Source organism: Haloferax sp. S1W, assembly GCF_044593955.1.
In the GTDB taxonomy this organism is placed as follows: Archaea; Halobacteriota; Halobacteria; order Halobacteriales; family Haloferacaceae; genus Haloferax.
On the sequence record NZ_CP172595.1, the window covers coordinates 2,388,870 to 2,408,113 of the forward strand.

Genomic DNA, 19,244 nt, shown 5'->3' on the forward strand with positions numbered 1-19,244 from the left:
GCCGCCGCATCCACTCACTCCCACGGATGGCCGCTCGCCGTCGATGGCCACAGCGGGTACCAGTAGCTCTCATCGTCTTCGATTTCGAGTTCGCCGTCGAGGACCGATTCGAGTTTGAACTCCAGTCCCTGATTGCGTTCGTGTTTCCCCCGTGGTGAAAACGGGTAGTACGCGCCACGCCGGAACGAGTACACCCAGTAGGCCCGGTCGCCATCCTTTCGGAAGCCGAAGAGGGCGGCGAGCAGGCGAGAGCCGTACCCGCGTTCGATGAACTCGTCGGCCGCGAAGTGGACGCTCGTCACGAGGTCCTCCGGGTCGTCGTCGACGAGGACGACCCAGTTGTAGCCGTGGTCGTCGGTGTGGCGACGGAACTCGGTGCCCGTCTCTTCGCTCCCGGCGGAGAGGATGGATTCGACTGCATCGACAGTGTCTGCGAAATCGGTGCTATCGACGGAGGAGAAACAGAGAGCCGCCTCGTTGGACGAGTCGAAGCCGAGGTCCGCCTCCATCGTCAGGTAGGCGGTACTCATTCCGAAGAGGTCGTCGGGGTCGGCCCGGCGAGTCGCGTCCGACTCGGCGCTAATTCCGAGGGCTGAACGAAGCGAGTCGAAGAGTCCCATGGCCACTGCTTGGGAGGCGGGTAACTTAGCGTCGTGGGGCGAAATTAAACTCTGCGGCGTGGTCAGTAGTACCCGCCGTCGTCGTCACCATCGCCGTCATCGTCGCCACCGCCGTCGGTGTCGCCTCCACCATCACTGGTGTCGTCCTCGCAGGGGAGACTCTTGTCGAGCGACGCGCCGCCAACGAGGACGGCCCCACACATCGTCCCGTCGCCGTGAATTGTACAGTAGTACTCGTAGATACCCGGCGAGTCGAACGTGTGAGAGACGCTCCCACCGCCGGGAACCTGTCTGGCGAAGCTCCACGATTCCGCCCCGTCGTGGAACTGTGCGCTCGTGACCGTGTGCCCGTACCCATCCTCGTTGACCCACTCGACCGTTGCGCCCGTCTCGACTTCCGCCCGCACCGTCTGGAATGCAGTGTTCCGCATGGTAATCGTCACGTCGGGGGCAGGAGTCGTCTGGGTCTCCGTCGTGGGAGACTCCGTCGTAGTCGTCTCTGTCGTCGTGGGCGTCGACTCGGTGGTCTCAGTCGTCGTGGGTGTCGGTGTCGGCTCGGTTGTGGTGGTCGTCGTCTGCTCTTCACCCCCACCGCCGCCATCGCTACCGGTACACCCAGCAACGAGTGGCATCGTGACCGTCGCCGTGGCCAGGAACGTTCGACGATACATGCATGACAATAGCTCTCATGGAGCCAAGAACATGTGGTTTGCTACGCATGCAGTGGGCCAGTGAGCCGTCTAAAACGGAGTAAGAGAAATCGGAAGTCGTCTTAGAACGTCTCCATCTCGCGTTCCATGTCGCGGAGGCGCTCGACGCGCTTTTCGGTCGACGGGTGGGTGCTAAAGAGGCGACCGATGAAGTCCAACTTGACGGGGATGATGAAGAACGCATTCATCTCAGAGGTTTCGCGCATGTCGCGCTTGGGGACGCTTTCCATCCGGCCCGAAATCTTGAGCAGGGCGGAAGCAAGCGCGGACGGACGGCCGGTGATGACCGCCGCACCGCGGTCCGCCGCGTACTCGCGGTAGCGCGAGAGCGCCCGGATGAGCAGGTACGAGATAATCCAGACGACGAGCGACGCGATGATGGCCACGATGACCGGCACGTTCTGGCGGTTGTCGTCGCCGCCGAAGAGCCAGCCCCAGCGGACGATGAGGAAGGCGATGCTGGAGAGGAACGACGCGATGGTCATGACCATGACGTCGCGGTTCTTCACGTGCGCGAGTTCGTGGGCGAGGACGCCTTCTAACTCGTCATCATCGAGTGTGCGCATCAGGTCGGTCGTGACGCAGACTGCCGAATTCTTCTGCGAGCGACCCGTTGCGAAGGCGTTCGGAACCGGCGTGTCCGCGATAGCGACCTTCGGTTTCGGGAGGTCAGCCTGCTGAGAGAGGCGACCGACCATCGCGTGGAGTTTGGCCGCCTGTGGGCCGTCGTCCTCGTCGACGACAGTCGCGCCCATGCTGTAGAGGGCGAGTTTGTCGCTGAAGAAGAATTGGGCGAAGAGGAAGATGGCCATGAACCCGACCATGATAGCGAGGTTCTGGAAGTAGGCGAACAGCACCCCCGCGAAGACGATGTAGAGGGCGAACAGGAGGAACATCGTGAACGCCATGCGACCACGCAGTCCCCAGTCCGGTTTCCATTCCATAGGGCGTGATTAGTAATCCGGCTAATAAACGCTGTTGGAGTGCGATGGAATAGCACAGCATAGCTCGAAGGCAGCAAGCGACTCATCCCACGCGCGGCTTTAGCAGGCTGGAGTCCGAAGAAACGCCTATGGAGACTGTTATCGTCACCGGTGCACTCGGTCGCTCCGGGCGCTGGATTACCGACCGACTCGCCGAGGACTACGAGGTCGTCGCCGTCGACCTCGACCACCCCGGATTCGAAGTCGATGCTCGCGCGACCCTCGACTTTCGGGCTGCTGACCTGACGAACATGGGCGAGGTGGCCGACCTATTTGCCGACATCGACCCGGACGCCGTCGTCCACTGGGCGGCAATCCCCTCGCCGACGCGCCACGCCGGGAGTCGCGTCTTCGAGACCAACGTCCAATCGACCTACAATGTCCTCGTCGCCGCCGCCCGCATCGACGCGCGAATCGTCTGGGCCTCCTCGGAGAGCGCCTACGGATTCGCCTTCGCAGCGGAGACGCCGCTTCCCGACTTCCTCCCCATCACCGAGGACCACCCACTTCGGCCCGAAGACCCATACGGGACCGCCAAAGTCGCCGGTGAGGAGGTGTCGAAGATGGTCGCCCGCAGGGACGACGCTTCGACCTGCGCCATCCGACCGTCGTGGATTCAGTACCCCGGCGAGTACACCTGCCGCGACATCGCCGAATCGGGCGACCTCGCGGGCGGTGCTGGCAACTGCTGGACCTACGTGGACGTGCGCGACGTGGCCGGACTCGTCGCCGCAGCCCTCGAACACCCCGTCGAAGGTCACGAAGCAGTCCACGCTGCCGCCGCTGACACGTATCTGGGGCGGCCGACCGCCGAGGCAGTCGAGGAGTTCTGGGGCGACCTACCGGACGACTGTACCCTCGATGGCGAAGAATCGGCCCTTTCGACGGCAAAGGCAACAGAATTGTTCGAATGGGAACCAGAGTACTCGTGGCGCGAAGCGGCTGACACTAAGGTTTCGGAGCCGACGCTCTGGGAGTGAAATCCCGCCGTGCAGTCACTGTATGCTGGAAAGCGGGGCACATCATTTTGCCGAGAGAGTGCGTACGTCTACATAGATATGTTCGCCGACAGAGAAGACGCGGGGCGCAGGCTGGCCGACCTGCTCGACGAAGAAGAAATCGAGGCGGACCTCGTCCTCGGTATTCCACGGGGCGGACTCCCAGTTGCCCGCGAGGTGGCCGACCGACTCAGAGCGCCGCTCGATGTCGTCGTCGCGTCGAAGGTCGGCGCACCCGGAAACCCGGAACTCGCACTCGGAGCCGTTGCTGGCGACGGGAGCGCGTGGTGGAACGACGACCTCGTGACCTACCTCAACGTGGGCGACGACTACCTTGAACGCGAGCGCGAGCGCGAAGCCAAGGTGGCCAGAGAGAAGGTGTCGATGTACCGCGGCGGCGACCCGCTTCCCGACGTGGAGGGAAAGCGCGTGGTCGTCGTCGACGACGGTGTGGCGACCGGCGCGACGGCACGGGCCTGTCTCCGACAGGTCGTCTCCGGCGGCGCAGCGCACGTCGTGCTCGCGGTTCCGGTCGGACCGCCGAACACCATCGACGAACTGCGAGCGGAGTGCGACGAGGTGAGTACAATCGACTCGCCGGAGGCGTTCGGCGCGGTCGGCGCGTTCTACCGCGACTTCTCGCAGGTGACAGACGAAGAGGCGGCCGCGTACCTCGACTAGGGCCTCACGTGGGAGACAGCGACTCGACGCGGCCGTGACGCCGAGCTTAAGCGGCACAACTGTCTATGCCCTCCAATGAGCGATTCCCGCGACTTCTGTCCCCGCTGTGGGGACCCTATTCCGGAGCGAGACGAACCGCTTCCCGGGATGCCCCGCGAGCGCGACGATGTCCTCTGCGACTCGTGTTATTTCGACGACTTCGACCTCGTGGACGCCCCCGAAAACGTGCAGGTTCGTGTGTGTGCCCAGTGCGGCGCAATCCACCGCGGCAACCGCTGGGTCGACGTTGGTGCACGGGACTACACCGACATTGCTATCGAAGAAGTGTCGAATGCCCTCGGCATCCACATCAACGCCCGTGACGTGCGCTGGGGTGTCGAACCGGAACAGGTAGACGAGAACAACATCCGAATGCACTGCCACTTCTCCGGCGTCGTCCGCGACACGCCGGTCGAAGAGACGGCGGTCGTCCCGGTGAGCATCGCACGCGAGACGTGCCAGCGCTGTGGCCGCATCGCCGGTGGCTACTTTGCAAGCCTCGTGCAGGTCCGCGCCGACGACCGAACGCCCACGACCGAAGAGGCCGAGACGGCCATCGAAATCGCCGAGTCCTACATCGCCGCACGCGAGGACAAAGGCGACCGCAACGCGTTCATCACCGAGGTCAATCGGACGCCCGCCGGCCCGGACATCAAGATTTCGACCAACCAGATGGGAAGCGGCGTGGCAAAGCGCATTCGCGAGCGCTTCGGCGGCACCATCGAAGAACACCCGACGCTCGTCACCGAAGACGGCGACGGAAACGAAGTCTACCGCGTCACCTTCGTCGCGCGACTCCCGCGGTACACCGCTGGCGACGTTATCGACCCCGAAGACGACGACGGTCCGGTTCTCGTGCGGAGCAACCGCGGGCGACTCAAAGGCATCCGTGTCACCACGGGCGAACCCTACGAAGCCGAATTCGAGGACGGAGAGCGCCCAGAGGCAGAACACCTCGGGTCGGTCGAAGACGCCGAAGAGACGACCGTCGTAACCGTCGAAGACGAACACGCCGTCCAGGTGCTCGACCCGGTGACGTTCGAAGCCAAGACCATCCCGCGACCGGACTACTTCGACCCCGACGCCGCGATGGTGCCGGTCCTCAAGAGTCAGTCTGGACTGCACATCCTGCCGGACGACGTGGTCGAAGACGAAGAATAGCGAGAAGACGGACCGACACCCGTCTCGTCGCGGGACGATTTCTTTTCGTGGCCGTGCGGGCCCTGCCAGCGAACGCCCTCTGGAGCGAGCGCTGTGCGTCACTGGGAGCGCGTCGAGATATCGAAAACAAGAGTCCCGTTAGTCTGCGCGGGCGGGGCTGTCCGTCGAAACAGCCGCGGTGGGAACATCCTCGCGCACCGTCACACCGTGGCGTTGGAGGGCGACGACGAGTTCGTCCTCAGAGTAGCCGGAGCGGGCGGCCGCCTGCGAGAGTGTGAGTGTCCCGCTGCGATACAGTGTGATCGCCGAGGCGAGTGCGGTAGAGTGCATGGCCGATACACAGAACTTCAGAGGCATCGGTGTTAACTATTTCGTGAGAAAGCATATCAAACGCAAATTGCACTATGGATTTGGTTTACATACATGAATCTAATGCAGATATTCCACGTCGAACTTCCAAACACATTAACAATCGTTGAGGATTCGTCCGAGAGTAGTGGACACTCTTGGACGAGTGGCGATTCTTGCACGAGTCGTTCCAAGGTAACATATATCACAATCGACACACGTCGGGCAGTTTTGGTACTCAGAATCGAGTCAATACAGTCGGTTCGGTCGGTGTCTCGGCGCAGCGACCCGGTGTGTCCGATTTCCGTTATCACGCCTGCGAATCGTGCCGAAGCGTTCATTTCCACCCAGTCGAGTCGTGCCTGTATGGATAGACAGCAAGTGCTCGCACTGACACTCGTTGCGCTGATGCTGGGGTCGTCGCTGTTCTACGCGGTTAGCTTCGCGCTGTAGTCACTCGCCCCAGACATCAGAGAGCGGATGGTCGCCACGACCATCGTCACTCGAATCCGACCGTGAGCGACTGCGCCCGCCGCTGGAGTGGCCACTGGCAGTGTTGCTCCCGGACGACGAGGTTCCGGACGTAGCGGACGAATTCGGTTGGGAACCCACCCCCGACCGACTCCTCGATTGCCCGCCGAATCCGGACTGACCCTTCGCCGCATTGCTTCCCCGCCCACCGGCGGCGACGGGGTCGAACTCGGGGAGGTCCGGTTTCGACATCCGGTCGACTTGTTCGGCGAACCAGTCGGGCATGTCGTGGCGCGTCTTCTCGAACAACTGCAAGAGACTGCTGTCGGCGACGTAGGTGTCGCCGTAGTCGTCAGGGGCGCGAACGACGCGGCCGCACGCCTGAATCACGGTGCGTAGGGCGGCCCGACGGTACCACGACCACTGTCCGTCTTCCAGACGCTGGGCGACGCGCGAGTCGTTCGTATTGAGGTACGGCGCTTTACACAGCACCTGCCAGCGACAGAGGTCGCCTTTCAGGTCCAGTGCCTCTTCCATCTTGACCGAGAGGAACACCTCGGGGCGGTCGGTCGCCTTCCACGTCTCCAACTCCGCGTTGCGGTTCTCCCGGTCGTGGCCGTGGATTCGGTTGCCGAGTCCCATCTCGGCGAGTCGGCGGCGGAGTTCCGCCTGAATCGCATAGGAATGGCAGTGAATCAGGCCCTTCTCGTCGGGGTGTTTCGCCATCAGACGGACGATGAGTCGGGCGATTTTGGGGAGCGTCTCGTCGCGGTGTTCGTACGTCATCTTCCCTTGTGCGACGTTGTACAGCGGGCGGTTCTCGACCGGGAAGGTGTGCCCCACGTCGACGAGCGCGACGTTCGAGGGGTCGAGACCGACAGACCGACAGAACGCGGCCTTGTTCAGGATGGTCGCCGACAGGAGCGCGAACTTGTTTCCGCGGTCCCAGACGGTGTGTTTGAGGTATTTCGCTGGGTCGAGCGGCTTGATGGCGATAGGTGACCCCTCGCCGTCGTGCTGGTCGACGACCCACGTCGTCGGACTCTGCGGGTCGCGGTAGTCCTCGACGAACCAGTTGAGTTCGCCGCGGAGTTCCTGCAAGCGGTCACGGCGGGCCGCCTCCTCGGGCGTCAGTTCGGGTTTCGTCAGCAACTCGTCTTTTTCCCGCTCGCAGACGCCTGCAAGGGTCTCGGCGAATCGCGCGGCCCGCTCGACAGGGTCGCCCGCTTCAGAGAGGTCTGGGACGCCGATGTCGTCCCAGATGGGGACCGTCCGGGGTTTCAGGTCGATGGTCGCGTACATCTCGGCCCACTCGGCCAACCCGTGGGCCTCGTCGATGACGACCACGTCGCGCTTTCGGAACACGTCCGACCCGGCGGTCTGCATGAAGTACGCGAGCGTCATCGCCGCAATCTGGCGATTCGAGGCGATAGCGCGGTCCGAAAAGTAGGGGCAGCGGTGCCGGATAGAGCAGTCGAATCCGCGCTCGCGGGTGCAGGGGGCGCGGTCGACTGGGGTGTCTTCCTCGCCGCGGATGATGCAGTTGTAGTTCGACTTCCCGCGGATTATCTTGAGGTCCGAAAGCAGGTCGTCTTCGGCAACGTCGTCGAGTTGCGACACCTGCGGGGTCGTGTAGTAGGCGTCGGTCGCCTGTGCGGGTGTCGCCTCCTCGACGGTCCGGGCCGAACCCGCGATAGAGCGCGCGAGGAGCGACTTGCCGCTCCCGGTCGGCGCGCGAACCAACACCACGTCGTTGCCGTCGGCGAAGGCGTCTCGAATGTCGCGCAGTGCACGCTCCTGATTACCACGATAATCCGGGGCCGGAAACGAGTCGATGATACGCGACGGGTCCACGATGGTTCCTGTCGGTGGGCGGGCCTAAATCCACCGCTCCCCGACGGTCCACCCTACAGCGCCGCCACGTCTTCGGCCGTCGGTTCGCGGTCGCCCGGAAGGCGCTCCATACACTCGAAACAGAGGAAGTGTTCGGACCCGTCGACCAGTTCGAGGGTCATCCCGCCTGACGAGGAGGTCGGAAAGTTCCACAGGTCGCCAATGCCGCCAGCGATGCGGACATCCTTCCCGCAGGCGTCGCACGGTTCTGAGGCCATACGACGGGAGAGGAGACGCGGCGGGAAAAACACCCCGCCGAGGGGTTCATGTCTGTCGGCGTAGAATTTCTAGGGCATGCGTGTCGACTGTGAAGGGTGTGCTGGGTGCTGTATCGACTGGCGACCGGTCTCGCCCGTCACCCTCGACCACGAGCGTCGCGGGCCGCGAGCGCCGCTCGACGACACCTACAACCTCGTCCCGCTGACCCGTGACGAGGTGCGCGAGTTCGTCGATGCCGGTCTCGGAGACGTGTTGACGCCGAGACTGTGGGAAGCCGAACCGGGTGAGGGCATCGAAATCGACGGCATCGAAGTTGCCTCGATTAGCGGCAAACCGGCGTTCTTCGTGGGCCTCCGAAAGCCGCCGAAACCGGTTGCCCCGTTTGGCATCGAGCGGACGTGGCTCCACGCCTGTGTCTTTCTCGACCCCGAGACCCTGCAGTGTCGCATCCACGAGACCGACCTGTACCCCGACGAGTGTGCAGAATACCCCGGACACAACCTCGTACTGGACCAAGAGGCGGAATGTGAGCGCGTCGAGCGGGCCTACGGCGGCGAGCGCCTGCTCGACGATACGCCGCCAGCGGACCAACAGGGCCTGCTTCTCGGTCCGCACGCGCTCGGGGCGAAGTTGTTCGTCCATCCCGACCCCGAGCGACTGGACGGCGTGGTCAAACGAATCCGCACGCGCGAATTGACCGCGGCCGACAGAGCCGAGTTCGTCGGCGTCGCCGTCGGGTCGCATCCGGGTTCGACCGAAGTCGACGACGAACGCGCCCGCGAGGCCCGCGAACGAACCCTCGAAGCCGATTCGTGGGCGGGACGTGCGTTCGACACGTGGACCGAGGCGGTGACTGCGCTCGGGAACGTCGCCGCCGACGCACCCAACCCAGCGGATGTCGAAGTCGCGCGCGGTGCGCCTGAGACGCCGGGATGGGACGCCATTCGGAAGGATAGCTGATTCGCCGACAGCACGACCGTCCCCCGCGACGAGTCTTTAACACGCATCGTGTCGTTAGCATATAGCATGAAAGTGCTCGTTACTGGTGCGACCGGATTCGTCGGCCGCCGCCTCGTCCCCGCCCTCCTCGACGCCGGCCACGACGTGGTCGCGCTAGTCCGCGACGCGAGTCGGTACACGGGACCGCAGGAGGTCGAGGTCGTCGAAGGTGACCTGCTCGAACCGGCGTCGCTCGGTCCCGCCGTCGAAGGTGTCGATGCCGCGTACTATCTCGTCCATTCGATGCGGTCCGGCGGCGACTTCGAAGAGCGCGACCGCCTCGCGGCCCGCAACTTCGTGGACGCGGCGTCGGAGGCGGACGTGGAGCGAGTCATCTACCTCGGTGGCCTCGGCGAGGAACGCGACCGACTCTCACCGCATCTCCGCTCCCGTCGGGAGGTCGAACACCTCCTCGAATCCGGAGAATTCGCGTTGACGACGCTTCGGGCGGCAATCATCATCGGCAGGGGGAGCGCGGGTTTCGAGGTTGTTCGCCAACTGGCCAAGCGTCTTCCCCTGATGGTGACGCCGCAGTGGGTCGAAACCCGCTGTCAACCCATCGCCATCGCCGACGTGGTTGCGTACCTCGTCGGCGTCCTCGACCATCCCGAGACGGCGGGCGAGACGTACGAAATCGGCGGCCCAGAGGTGCTCACCTACCGCGAGATACTCCAACGCGTCGGGTCGCACCTCGGGCAAGACCCGCGAATCCTCTCGGTTCCCGTGCTGACGCCCCGTCTGTCGTCGTACTGGATTGGACTCGTGACCGACGTGGACGCCGGGGTTGCGCGGCCGCTCATCGAGGGGCTAAAAAATCCCGTCGTGGTGCAGGACAACCGCATCCGCGACATTATCTCGGTGGATGCGACGCCCTTCGACGAGGCGGTCGAGAAAGCACTTCGAGACGAAGGCGAGACGACCACCGTCGCCGTCGAGTCACCGACTGAGGCGGCGTGAGTCGTCGTCCACCACCAAAGCGGCCTAGGTTGCAGGACAGAGGATATTCACCGCGACGATTGATATGTCACGGGTCCTAACGCAGGGCGTATGAACGACAGCCCGGAGTACGGTGAGACGTGGGTCTACGAGAGCATCGTTGGCGCGCTTCCGGGAGTCGAGATGAGCGAGGCGGGCGCAATCGCACTCCAAGTTGCCATCTTCGAAGTCGCCGTCCTCTCCCTCGCGTGGGTGTACGACCTGTGGGCGGCCGCGGTGGCCGGGACCGCGGCCGTCGTCGTTGCCGCCGTCGGGAGCGTCGTCATGCTCCGGATGGGGCAGTTGACCCGCGCCGCCGCTGTTCCCGGTCCCTACCGCCGTCTCCTGTTCGGGTCGAGCATCGAAGTCGTCCTCACGGTCCTTGCGTTCGTCGCGCTCGTGACGCACCTGTTCGTCTTCGACGTCCAGCAAACGACGTCACCGCTCGTGGCGGTGCTGTTCGGTCCCGACCCGCCGGTCGTGGTCGTCTATCTGACGCTCCTCGTTCTCTGGGACCTCTGTTACCGCATCGGTACGTCGTGGTGGGCCGCCGTCGTCGGCCTCTGGGGCGTGGTCCGCTACCGCTTCGACGACCCGACCGCGGCGACCGTCAGGCGGGTCAATCTCCTCAACGTCGGGTTCGGCGTGACGCAGTTGCTCCTCGTGCCGTTTCTCGGAGACCAACCGGTCCTCCTCATCGCGGTTGGAGGGCACGTGGTCGCCGTGACCGTGGTCTCTGGAACCGCGGCGGCACTCGTCGGGTCTCGGTGACGCGACAATCCGAGAAAATCGACCGAATCAGTCGCCAGACTTCATCTGCTTGAACTGCTCGAGCAGGGCCTCGGTCGAGTCACCGGAGTCGTACTCAACCGTGCCGCGGTAGGTGTTTCGGTCGTCGTCGGTGCCGGGTTCGACTTGACTCGTCATCCGTTCGCGGCGTTCGTGCTCAGCTTCGTCGTAGGCACCCATTGACATGGTTCAACACACCGTGGGAAGCCTTGCCACATATAATTAACGATGATAGTCAAAACCATGATAGATTCAGCGGGGGCTGTCGGGAAAAGGTAAAACCATCCCGTAAACTACACCATCTGTGGCACGCCCCCTCCGCTTTCGCTTTGCTCCCGGTCGTTGGGACGAATCACGAGTTCGCCGCGACGTCTTCGAACCACTCGACTCGAACCTCGGTGCGACGATGCGTCCGCCGCAGCACGAACCACCTGATGGGTACGAGGCACGCCGGTTCGACATGGAAAACGGTGACCTCGCCCTTCTGGCGTGGACCGACGACCACGCCTACTGGCTAGGCAACACTGAGACCCCGAGTTCGCTGTGGCGAACCGACAAGGAGGGCTTCGACGAGGCCCCCTTCTCGATTTCCCGGTGGGCACAACGCGAGTTCATCGACGAACTGTTCGAGGAGTCGCCGTGGCTGAAACCCTATCCGCACCTCTCGTGGTTCTTCCTCCCGGTGTTTCTCTCGAAAGACGGCCGGAAGACGACCCGCGAGTTCTTCGACGACCACGCGGCCGGGTTCCCCGATACGACGCGCGACGAGGCGCTGTCGTTCTACGAGCATCTCTTTTCGACCGGGGCACTTGACGAGTACCGGGAGGTCATGGCCGGAAAACTCGGTACCTCGGAGTACTTCGACCGGGTTCGGATGACCGCCGCGATGGGCGAGTTCGACGTGGCGTATCTCCTCACGGAGGCGGGCTACGACATCACGCCAGAAATCGAAGTGACGACCGGCCACTCAATCGACTTCCGCGTCGACGACGCCCGCACGGGCGGGGCGCTCGTCGAAGTGACGCGGCCGCTCCCACCGAACCGGCGGTCAGTGAGTAACCCGGTCGCAGCGATTCGTGATACGGCACAGACCAAGACCGGTGGGCAGGGTCAACTCGCTGAACACGGTGGCGGCGTGACGCTGTTCGTCGATTGTTCGTCGTTCCCGGACGACGACTGGGCCGCGATAATGGGTGAGAAACCGGACGTTCGCCATCGGCCCGCGGTGGTGTTTCGACTCCGGCCGTCTGGTCACGTCGAAGGGTACGCGAAGGGGTCGGTCCCGGTGGACCTTCCGTGGCTGTCGTAGTTAGAAGGAGAGCATTTCCGGACCGTCTTCACCGAACGGGCTCGGGTCGCGGTCGCTGTAGTATCGGCGACCGATTGCCTCGTGCCCGACTGCGGTGTAGAGGGAGTCACGCACGTCCTGCGGGCAGGTGAACGTCTCGTCACCAAGCCGTGCCAGAATCTGTGCGACGGTCTCCTGACCGTTTTGAAGCTCGATTACTTCGTCGCCGTAGTGTTGGACGAAGTCTGTCGAGCTAGTCGGGTATTCGTGGCGTTCGATTGCGTCGCCGAGTCCGTTCAGGCGCATTACACCCGAATGAAATCAGACCACATTCTTAATGATTTTCCATGAGCATCATTAGAGTGTTTGAAGTCCTTAATCATCCTTAATTGAAGATTGTGCGCAAGGCTTCTTGTCCCGTCGCACGGACCACGGGGTATGACGAACGACGCCCCGGTGGCGGACCTCCACCTCCATACGACCGCTTCGGACGGTCGTCTCACCATCGACGAACTCCCGGCCGCAGCGCGCGCAGGTGGCGTCGAAGTCGTGGCCGTGACGGACCACGACCGGTATCATCCGAATCTCGACGCTCCCATCGTCGAGCGCGAGGGCGTGACCATCATCCACGGCATCGAACTCCGCGTCGACGCCGGGGACCGCCGCGTCGACCTCCTCGGGTACGGCGTCGACCCGACGCCCAACCTCACCGCCGAAATCGAGCGCCTCCAAGAAGACCGGGTCGAACGCGCCCGAAAAATTGTCGAGCACGTCGAAGAGACGACCGGCGTCCGCCTCGACATCAGCATCCACCCGGGTATCGGGCGGCCGCACATCGCCCACGCTATCGACGCCAGCGACGCCCCCTACGACTATCAGGGGGCGTTTGACGAACTCATCGGGGCTGGCGGGCCGTGCTACGTCCCACGCGCGCTCCCGACGTTCGACGACGGAGTCAGCGTCCTCCGCGAGGCGTGCGATGTCGTCAGCCTTGCCCACCCGTTCCGCTACCGTGACCCCGCCGCGGCGCTCGAACTCTGTGCCGACCTCGACGCAGTGGAGCGATACTACCCCTACGGCTACGAAGTCGATACCGACCTACTCGACGAGGCAATCGACACCTACGACCTAGTTGCGACCGGCGGAAGCGACGCGCACGACGACTGCTTGGGACGGGCCGGACTTCCTGCGGCGGCGTTCGAGCGGTTCGCGTCAAAGATACCGGGATTGTAATTCGTTTTTTCGCCAACAAGTGCACCGTCTGCCGCGGGCGTAGAGTTAAATCATATGGGGTCTGAAAGGGGGGTATGCAGTGTCACTACTGCGACCGTGAGGCCGCATACGCCGCCGAGAAAGACTTCATCAAAGTCGGCCTCTGCGAGCGACACTTCCGCAAACGCGTCGAGGAACTCGCTGAATCCGAGGAACTCGCCGCCCTGAAAGAGAAACTCGACATCAACCGAACGAAGTAAGGCAACGGTTCGGTCACCGGGCATCCCCCGCTGTCCTCCCTTCGTGCCGTTCGTTTTCCTGTATCAGTCGGTCAGGCGAGCCTACGCGAGGACCTGACCGCCGACCAGGTAGAGCGCCGCGAGCGCTCCTTCGAAGATGAGCGTCCCGACCGCGGACAGGGCGAGAAAGCGCCGGGGAGACATCTCGGCGAACCCCGCCGGGACGGTGAACATCCCCCGAGTGAACAGCATCGCGTTACTCGCCAGGATGACCAGTGGACCCCATCGTTCGAACCACCCGTCGAACCGTTCGATTTTGGACTCGTCGATGCGGAACCACGACCGCGAGAGGAGGTACTCGCGGCCGCCGCGCTGCGCGACGAGGAACAGCGCGAACTGACCGATTGTCGCACCGATGACGGCGACACCGAGAATCGGAAGCAGGTACTCTGGGCCAATCAGCACCAGCGCACCGGGGACGAGCAGTTCACTCGGCGCGACGTAGAGGAGCATCGCGCCTTCGAGGACGAACACCGCAAAGAGGACGACGAACGCGAGGTCCGAAACGAGAAGTTCGCGGAGGAACGGTGGGAGTTCCGCAATTGGCGCACTCATCGCTCACGCGTTGTGAGTGCAGCGCCAAGTCGATTGTGGTGGTTTACAACACAAAAGAGCGACGCCGTTTTGCCACCACCTACCGAAGCCGAGGTATGGACTTCACCGACCGCCCGCGACGACTTCGAACCGACGGGATTCGACCGCTCGTCTCCGAGACGACACTCGACGCGACGGACCTCGTCGCACCCGTGTTCGTGGACGCGACGACCGACGAGCGCGTTCCTATCGAGTCGATGCCGGGCCACGAGCGCGTCCCGGTCGCCGAGGCGACAGCCCGCGTGGCGGAAGTGCTCGAAACCGGCGTCGAGGCGGTCATCGTCTTCGGCATCCCCGAGTCGAAGGACGCCGAGGGGTCGCGCGCGTACGCGGAGGACGGTGTCGTACAAAAAGCAGTCCGACAAATCACCGCCGAAACCGACGCCTACGTCATCACCGACGTGTGTCTCTGTGAGTACACTGACCACGGACACTGCGGGATTCTCACGAGCGGTGCGAGTGAGAGCTGGGAGCGGCATCGCCGCGACGAAGTCGTCGAAGACCACGCGGAAGACGACCCGAACCTCACCGTCGAGAACGACCCGACGCTCGACCTGCTTTCGAAGACGGCCGTCTCCCACGCCGAGGCAGGTGCCGACATGGTCGCCCCGTCGTCGATGACCGACGGGATGGTCGGCGCAATCCGCGAGGGACTGGACGACGCGGGGTTCAGCGACATCCCAATCATGTCCTACGCCGCGAAGTACGAGAGCGCCTTCTACGGCCCCTTCCGCGACGCCGCCGACGGCGCGCCCGCCTTCGGCGACCGCCGCCACTACCAGATGGACCCCGCCAACGCCCGCGAGGCGATGCGCGAAGTCGCCCTCGACGTGGAGCAGGGTGCCGACGTGCTGATGGTCAAGCCCGGCCTGCCGTATCTCGACATTGTCCGAGCTATCCGCGAGACGTGGGACCACCCCGTCGCCGCCTACAACGTCTCCGGTGAGTACGCGATGCTCCACGCCGCCGCCGAAAAGGGCTGGCTCGACCTCGACGAAGTGGCCCGTGAGTCGCTGTTGTCGATGAAGCGCGCCGGTGCCGACCTCATCATCACGTACTTTGCGGAGAGCGTGGCAGAGCAGCTTTCGACCGGTCGCTGACCGGGCCGCCCGCACTTCTCTCGCCCCCCATGAAACCGGGGCGCGCGCGACCAAATTGTCCCTGTGAGGCAATATTTTCCTGAACGTTCGTCCACAGAGAGACGAACATTCGTCTCGACAGTGGACAAATTACAACCTTATACGCATGATATTCTGCCGTATTTTGTTCGGATGTCTCATTACGCCATCCCAAATTAGACATTTTCAACACCACACTTTATGTACTACCTTCTCATGAAGCCGAACCGTGATGAAGCAACACAATCCACACAGATTGAGTGAAAAAATACCTGTTTGTCCATCCTACTGGTTCGGAGGTGGACACTCGTGATACCCTTGCAGGTCGACCCGGCGGTCGTCGCGCAGGGCGTCAACTACGTCTGGGTGCTCGTAGTCTCGTTCCTTATCTTCTTCATGCAACCCGGCTTCGCGCTGCTCGAAGCGGGGCAGGTTCGCGCGAAGAACGTGGGGAACGTCCTGATGAAGAACATGACCGACTGGGCGCTGGGCGTCCTCGTCTACTTCGTCGTCGGTGCGGGCGTGGCGACTATCGTCGGCGGCCTCACCTCGCCGGGCGGTTTCGACGCCGCCGCCGCGTTCTCCTACATCGGCGACTCGGGCGCGTGGATTGACTGGCTCTTCGGGGCCGTCTTCGCCATGACCGCCGCCACCATCGTCTCCGGTGCGGTCGCAGAACGCATGGACTTCCGCGCCTACGTCGTCTTCGCAGCGACCATCACGGGATTCATCTACCCCGTCGTACAGGGCCTGACGTGGTCCGGCGGCCTCCTCTCCGGAAGCGGCTTCCTCGGTGCCGCCCTCGGCGTTGGCTACCTCGACTTCGCCGGTGCAACCGTCGTCCACATGTGTGGTGGCGTCGCTGGCCTCGTCGGCGCGAAGATGGTCGGCCCGCGTAAGGGGCGCTTCGACGAGAACGGCGAGAGCCAGCCCATTCCGGGCCACTCGATGCTCTTGGCCGTTCTCGGGACGCTCATCCTCGCGTTCGGCTGGTACGGCTTCAACGTCGGCACGCAGGCGACGGTCCTTGCGACCACCGAAAGCGGCGGCCTGGAGTTCATGGGTGCGGCACTCGGCCGTGTCGCGCTCGTCACGACCCTCGGCATGGGTGCTGGCGCAGTCGCCGCCATGCTCGTCTCGGCGACCTACCAGGGCAAGCCCGACCCCCTCTGGATGGCGAACGGCCTGCTCGCCGGTCTCGTGGCTGTCACGGGCGCTGTCCCCCACGTCACGTGGTGGGGTGGCCTCGTCCTCGGTGGTCTGGGCGGCGCAATCGTCCTGCCCGCCTACCGCTGGACCGTCGACTCGCTGAAAATCGACGACGTGTGTGGCGTCTTCGCCGTACACGGCGTCGCCGGTGCGGTCGGCACGGCCCTCATCCCGGTGTTCGCGGTTGGTGGCTTCTCCGCCACGCAACTGGTCATGCAGGTCGCTGGCGTCGGCATCATCGCCCTGTGGACCATCGTCGCCTCGACAGTCGTCTTCGCGGCCGCTGGTGCCGTCTTCGGCCTCCGTGTCTCGGAAGAAGAAGAACTCGAAGGCCTCGATATCGGCGAACACGGCGTCTCGGTCTACCCCGAGTTCGTCGGCGACTCCGGTCCGGACCGTGGACTGGGCACGCCCGCGAAAACCGCGGCGACTGACGGGGGTTTCACCGTTAATGAGAGCACGTCGGACGTGTCGTCCAACGGTGGTATCGTCGAAACCGAGGATACCGCCGCAGTCGATGGAGGTGAAGAGCAATGAGCGACGAGAGCACGGACATCAAACTCGTCATGGCCATCATCCGGCCTGACAAACTCGCCGCGGTAAAGACCGCGCTCGCGGAAGTCGGTGCCCCCTCACTCACCGTCACGAACGTCTCCGGCCGCGGGTCGCAACCCGCGAAGAAGGGACAGTGGCGCGGCGAAGAGTACACGGTCGACCTCCACCAGAAGGTCAAAATCGAGTGCGTCGTCGCCGACATTCCCGCCGCCGACGTGGTTGACGCCATCGCCGACGCGGCCCACACCGGCGAGAAAGGTGACGGGAAGATATTCGTCCTCCCCGTCGAGAACGCGGTGCAGGTCCGCACCGGAAAGGTAGGTGGTCCAGCAGTCTGAGGAGACACATCCAATTGCCTCTGACATCCTCGCTTCTCGACTGCGCTGGCGCGCTGCTGCGCACACGCCGGCCGGTCTGTCGTCTCCCCCTTCGCCCCTCCATCAATTTTTTGACACTACATGCGTCGAATTGCTTGGCAACATTTGTCCACTCTTGCCCAGATTTACGACCTTATATATTCCATATTCACTTGTAAAGCGACCAACCGTCTGAAAATTCGACCAAATATAGACAAATGTCAACGCCAACCATTATATACTCATATGTGAATACATTCTTTCGTGATTCACGAGACAAACGGTCGTGAATCGAGCACCAATATGAACGACTGTCCACTCAAACCTCAGTTCGCATCGTCCATCGGAGGTATCGTATGATTTCTGCACAAGCCGACCTCGCCACCGTCGTCGAGGGTGTCAACCTCGTGTGGGTCCTCACCGTCACGTTCCTCATCTTCTTCATGCACGCCGGATTCGCCATGCTCGAAGCCGGACAGGTGCGTGCGAAGAACGTCGCCAACCAGTTGACGAAGAACCTGCTTACGTGGAGTATCGGCGTCATCGTGTTCTTCCTCCTCGGTGCGGCCGTCTCGACACTCGTCGCCGCCCTCACCGGCGGCCCCGCGACGACTGTTTCTGACGCCTTCATGGGCCTGTACGCACCCGATGCCGCGGCAACGACGGCGTGGGTCGATTGGCTCTTCGGGGCCGTCTTCGCCATGACCGCCGCCACCATCGTCTCCGGTGCCGTGGCAGGCCGCGCACGCCTCCGCGCGTATCTGACCTACACCGTCCTCATCGCGGGCGTCATCTACCCCGTCGTGGTCGGCTTCACGTGGGCAGGTGGCTTCCTCGACAGCCTCGGCTTTCACGACTTCGCGGGCGGCATGATTGTCCACGGAATGGGCGGCATCGCTGGTCTCACCGCCGCGTGGATTATCGGCCCGCGCATGGACCGCTTTGCGCCCGACGGCCGCGCGAACGTCATCCCCGGCCACTCCATCACGTTCGCCGTCCTCGGGACGCTCATCCTCGCGTTCGGCTGGTACGGCTTCAACGTCGGTACCGCCGCCGCACCACTCGCGTACAGTGACGGCGGCGTGACCCTCGGCTCGTTCGCCTACGTCGGACGGGTCGCACTCGTGACCACCCTCGGCATGGCCGCGGGCGCACTCGGCGCGGGCGGCATCGCGTTTTACAAGACCGGCAAGGTCGACACGCTCTACGTCGCAAACGGCGTTCTCGCCGGACTCGTCGGCATCACCGCCATCGCAGACGACATCGTCTGGCCGGGCGCGCTCGTCGTCGGTCTCCTCGCGGGTGCACAGCTCCCCCTCGTCTTCGAGTTCGTCGAAAAGCGCCTCCGCATCGACGACGTGTGTGCGGTCTTCCCCGTCCACGGCTCTGCGGGCGTTCTCGGGACGCTCCTGTACCCGGTGTTCGCCGTCCCCGTCTGGCACGAGGGCGTCTCGGTCATCTCGCTCGCCGTCCCGCAGGTCATCGGTGTCGTCGTCATCGCTATCTGGACCTTCACCGTGACCGCAGGCGTCTTCGGTGCCTTCCGCGCCCTCGGACAGGCCCGCGTCTCCGCGGACCACGAGCGTGAGGGTCTCGACACGGCCGAACACGGCGTCGATACCTACCCCGAGTTCGGGTCGCCCGACGCCGACACCGGCATCCGTGCGGACGGCTCCGGCTTCACGCCCGCAGATGGATTCATGACGACGCGGAAGGAGGACTAAACC

22 protein-coding genes are annotated in these 19,244 nt (G+C 63.7%); 13 read left to right on the plus strand and 9 right to left on the minus strand.

The window, feature by feature from the left end; genetic code table 11:
- Nucleotides 1-14: 14 nt before the first annotated feature.
- The 3 genes from ACH9L7_RS12640 to htpX all read right to left on the minus strand — a co-directional run bounded on the left by ACH9L7_RS12640 (nucleotide 15) and on the right by htpX (nucleotide 2,274).
- Nucleotides 15-620: a hypothetical protein gene (locus tag ACH9L7_RS12640; protein WP_396611050.1), complete on the minus strand. Its 606-nt coding sequence runs from the start codon at nucleotides 618-620 to the stop codon at nucleotides 15-17.
- A gap of 62 nt (nucleotides 621-682) precedes the next feature.
- A complete protein-coding gene (locus ACH9L7_RS12645) occupies nucleotides 683-1,291 on the minus strand; it encodes a plastocyanin/azurin family copper-binding protein (RefSeq protein WP_396611051.1) in 609 nt (202 codons plus the stop codon).
- Nucleotides 1,292-1,392: 101 nt separating this feature from the next.
- Entirely contained in the window at nucleotides 1,393-2,274 is an 882-nt protein-coding gene (htpX, locus tag ACH9L7_RS12650; protein ID WP_396611052.1) for a zinc metalloprotease HtpX, read from the minus strand.
- A gap of 128 nt (nucleotides 2,275-2,402) precedes the next feature.
- Here htpX and ACH9L7_RS12655 point away from each other — a divergent pair, with 128 nt between their 5' ends.
- The 3 genes from ACH9L7_RS12655 (at nucleotide 2,403) to ACH9L7_RS12665 (ending at nucleotide 5,192) form a co-directional block, all read left to right on the plus strand.
- Nucleotides 2,403-3,293 carry an NAD-dependent epimerase/dehydratase family protein gene (locus ACH9L7_RS12655; RefSeq protein ID WP_396611053.1) on the plus strand — a complete coding sequence of 297 codons (891 nt, stop codon included), beginning with the start codon at nucleotides 2,403-2,405 and terminating at the stop codon, nucleotides 3,291-3,293.
- Nucleotides 3,294-3,371: 78 nt separating this feature from the next.
- Nucleotides 3,372-3,992, plus strand: a complete 621-nt coding sequence (locus ACH9L7_RS12660; RefSeq protein ID WP_396611054.1) for a phosphoribosyltransferase — start codon at nucleotides 3,372-3,374, stop codon at nucleotides 3,990-3,992.
- Nucleotides 3,993-4,067: 75 nt separating this feature from the next.
- Nucleotides 4,068-5,192 (plus strand): 60S ribosomal export protein NMD3, encoded by a 1,125-nt coding sequence (locus ACH9L7_RS12665; protein ID WP_396611055.1) that lies wholly within the window; start codon nucleotides 4,068-4,070, stop codon nucleotides 5,190-5,192.
- Nucleotides 5,193-5,330: 138 nt separating this feature from the next.
- Here the strand turns inward: ACH9L7_RS12665 and ACH9L7_RS12670 are convergent, their stop codons facing one another.
- From ACH9L7_RS12670 to ACH9L7_RS12680, 3 genes are all read right to left on the minus strand, one after another.
- Nucleotides 5,331-5,522, minus strand: a complete 192-nt coding sequence (locus tag ACH9L7_RS12670; RefSeq protein ID WP_396611056.1) for a hypothetical protein — start codon at nucleotides 5,520-5,522, stop codon at nucleotides 5,331-5,333.
- Between the two features lie 471 nt (nucleotides 5,523-5,993).
- On the minus strand, nucleotides 5,994-7,865 hold the full coding sequence (locus ACH9L7_RS12675; RefSeq protein ID WP_396611057.1) for a helicase C-terminal domain-containing protein: 1,872 nt from the start codon (nucleotides 7,863-7,865) through the stop codon (nucleotides 5,994-5,996).
- Nucleotides 7,866-7,918: 53 nt separating this feature from the next.
- Nucleotides 7,919-8,122, minus strand: coding sequence for a hypothetical protein (locus ACH9L7_RS12680; protein ID WP_396611058.1), 204 nt, complete (start codon nucleotides 8,120-8,122; stop codon nucleotides 7,919-7,921).
- 76 nt (nucleotides 8,123-8,198) lie between these two features.
- Between ACH9L7_RS12680 and ACH9L7_RS12685 the strand changes: the two genes are divergently transcribed.
- The 3 genes from ACH9L7_RS12685 (at nucleotide 8,199) to ACH9L7_RS12695 (ending at nucleotide 10,868) form a co-directional block, all read left to right on the plus strand.
- A complete protein-coding gene (locus tag ACH9L7_RS12685) occupies nucleotides 8,199-9,083 on the plus strand; it encodes a YkgJ family cysteine cluster protein (RefSeq protein ID WP_396611059.1) in 885 nt (294 codons plus the stop codon).
- A gap of 66 nt (nucleotides 9,084-9,149) precedes the next feature.
- On the plus strand, nucleotides 9,150-10,079 hold the full coding sequence (locus ACH9L7_RS12690) for an NAD(P)H-binding protein (RefSeq protein WP_396611060.1): 930 nt from the start codon (nucleotides 9,150-9,152) through the stop codon (nucleotides 10,077-10,079).
- A 90-nt stretch (nucleotides 10,080-10,169) separates the two neighbouring features.
- On the plus strand, nucleotides 10,170-10,868 hold the full coding sequence (locus ACH9L7_RS12695; RefSeq protein ID WP_396611061.1) for a hypothetical protein: 699 nt from the start codon (nucleotides 10,170-10,172) through the stop codon (nucleotides 10,866-10,868).
- A 27-nt stretch (nucleotides 10,869-10,895) separates the two neighbouring features.
- Here ACH9L7_RS12695 and ACH9L7_RS12700 read toward each other — a convergent pair whose 3' ends face one another.
- Complete coding sequence (locus ACH9L7_RS12700) at nucleotides 10,896-11,072, minus strand: DUF5786 family protein (RefSeq protein WP_396611062.1); 177 nt, start codon at nucleotides 11,070-11,072, stop codon at nucleotides 10,896-10,898.
- 118 nt (nucleotides 11,073-11,190) lie between these two features.
- Between ACH9L7_RS12700 and ACH9L7_RS12705 the strand changes: the two genes are divergently transcribed.
- Nucleotides 11,191-12,195 (plus strand): DUF5784 family protein, encoded by a 1,005-nt coding sequence (locus ACH9L7_RS12705; RefSeq protein WP_396611063.1) that lies wholly within the window; start codon nucleotides 11,191-11,193, stop codon nucleotides 12,193-12,195.
- Here ACH9L7_RS12705 and ACH9L7_RS12710 read toward each other — a convergent pair whose 3' ends face one another.
- Nucleotides 12,196-12,480 carry a DUF2795 domain-containing protein gene (locus ACH9L7_RS12710; RefSeq protein ID WP_396611064.1) on the minus strand — a complete coding sequence of 95 codons (285 nt, stop codon included), beginning with the start codon at nucleotides 12,478-12,480 and terminating at the stop codon, nucleotides 12,196-12,198. It abuts the gene before it with no gap.
- A 132-nt stretch (nucleotides 12,481-12,612) separates the two neighbouring features.
- Between ACH9L7_RS12710 and ACH9L7_RS12715 the strand changes: the two genes are divergently transcribed.
- Nucleotides 12,613-13,407 carry a PHP domain-containing protein gene (locus ACH9L7_RS12715; protein WP_396611065.1) on the plus strand — a complete coding sequence of 265 codons (795 nt, stop codon included), beginning with the start codon at nucleotides 12,613-12,615 and terminating at the stop codon, nucleotides 13,405-13,407.
- Between the two features lie 74 nt (nucleotides 13,408-13,481).
- Nucleotides 13,482-13,646: a DUF6757 family protein gene (locus tag ACH9L7_RS12720; RefSeq protein ID WP_396611066.1), complete on the plus strand. Its 165-nt coding sequence runs from the start codon at nucleotides 13,482-13,484 to the stop codon at nucleotides 13,644-13,646.
- Nucleotides 13,647-13,727: 81 nt separating this feature from the next.
- Here the strand turns inward: ACH9L7_RS12720 and ACH9L7_RS12725 are convergent, their stop codons facing one another.
- On the minus strand, nucleotides 13,728-14,240 hold the full coding sequence (locus ACH9L7_RS12725; RefSeq protein WP_396611067.1) for a DedA family protein: 513 nt from the start codon (nucleotides 14,238-14,240) through the stop codon (nucleotides 13,728-13,730).
- Nucleotides 14,241-14,335: 95 nt separating this feature from the next.
- Between ACH9L7_RS12725 and hemB the strand changes: the two genes are divergently transcribed.
- From hemB to ACH9L7_RS12745, 4 genes are all read left to right on the plus strand, one after another.
- On the plus strand, nucleotides 14,336-15,379 hold the full coding sequence (gene hemB, locus ACH9L7_RS12730) for a porphobilinogen synthase (protein ID WP_396611068.1): 1,044 nt from the start codon (nucleotides 14,336-14,338) through the stop codon (nucleotides 15,377-15,379).
- A 327-nt stretch (nucleotides 15,380-15,706) separates the two neighbouring features.
- On the plus strand, nucleotides 15,707-17,143 hold the full coding sequence (locus ACH9L7_RS12735) for an ammonium transporter (protein WP_396611069.1): 1,437 nt from the start codon (nucleotides 15,707-15,709) through the stop codon (nucleotides 17,141-17,143).
- Entirely contained in the window at nucleotides 17,140-17,499 is a 360-nt protein-coding gene (locus tag ACH9L7_RS12740; RefSeq protein ID WP_396611070.1) for a P-II family nitrogen regulator, read from the plus strand. The genes ACH9L7_RS12735 and ACH9L7_RS12740 overlap by 4 nt, the downstream gene beginning before the upstream one ends.
- 374 nt (nucleotides 17,500-17,873) lie before the next feature.
- The gene (locus ACH9L7_RS12745; protein WP_396611071.1) at nucleotides 17,874-19,241 is read left to right on the plus strand and encodes an ammonium transporter; all 1,368 of its coding nucleotides are present in this window, start codon (nucleotides 17,874-17,876) and stop codon (nucleotides 19,239-19,241) included.
- Nucleotides 19,242-19,244: the final 3 nt, after the last annotated feature.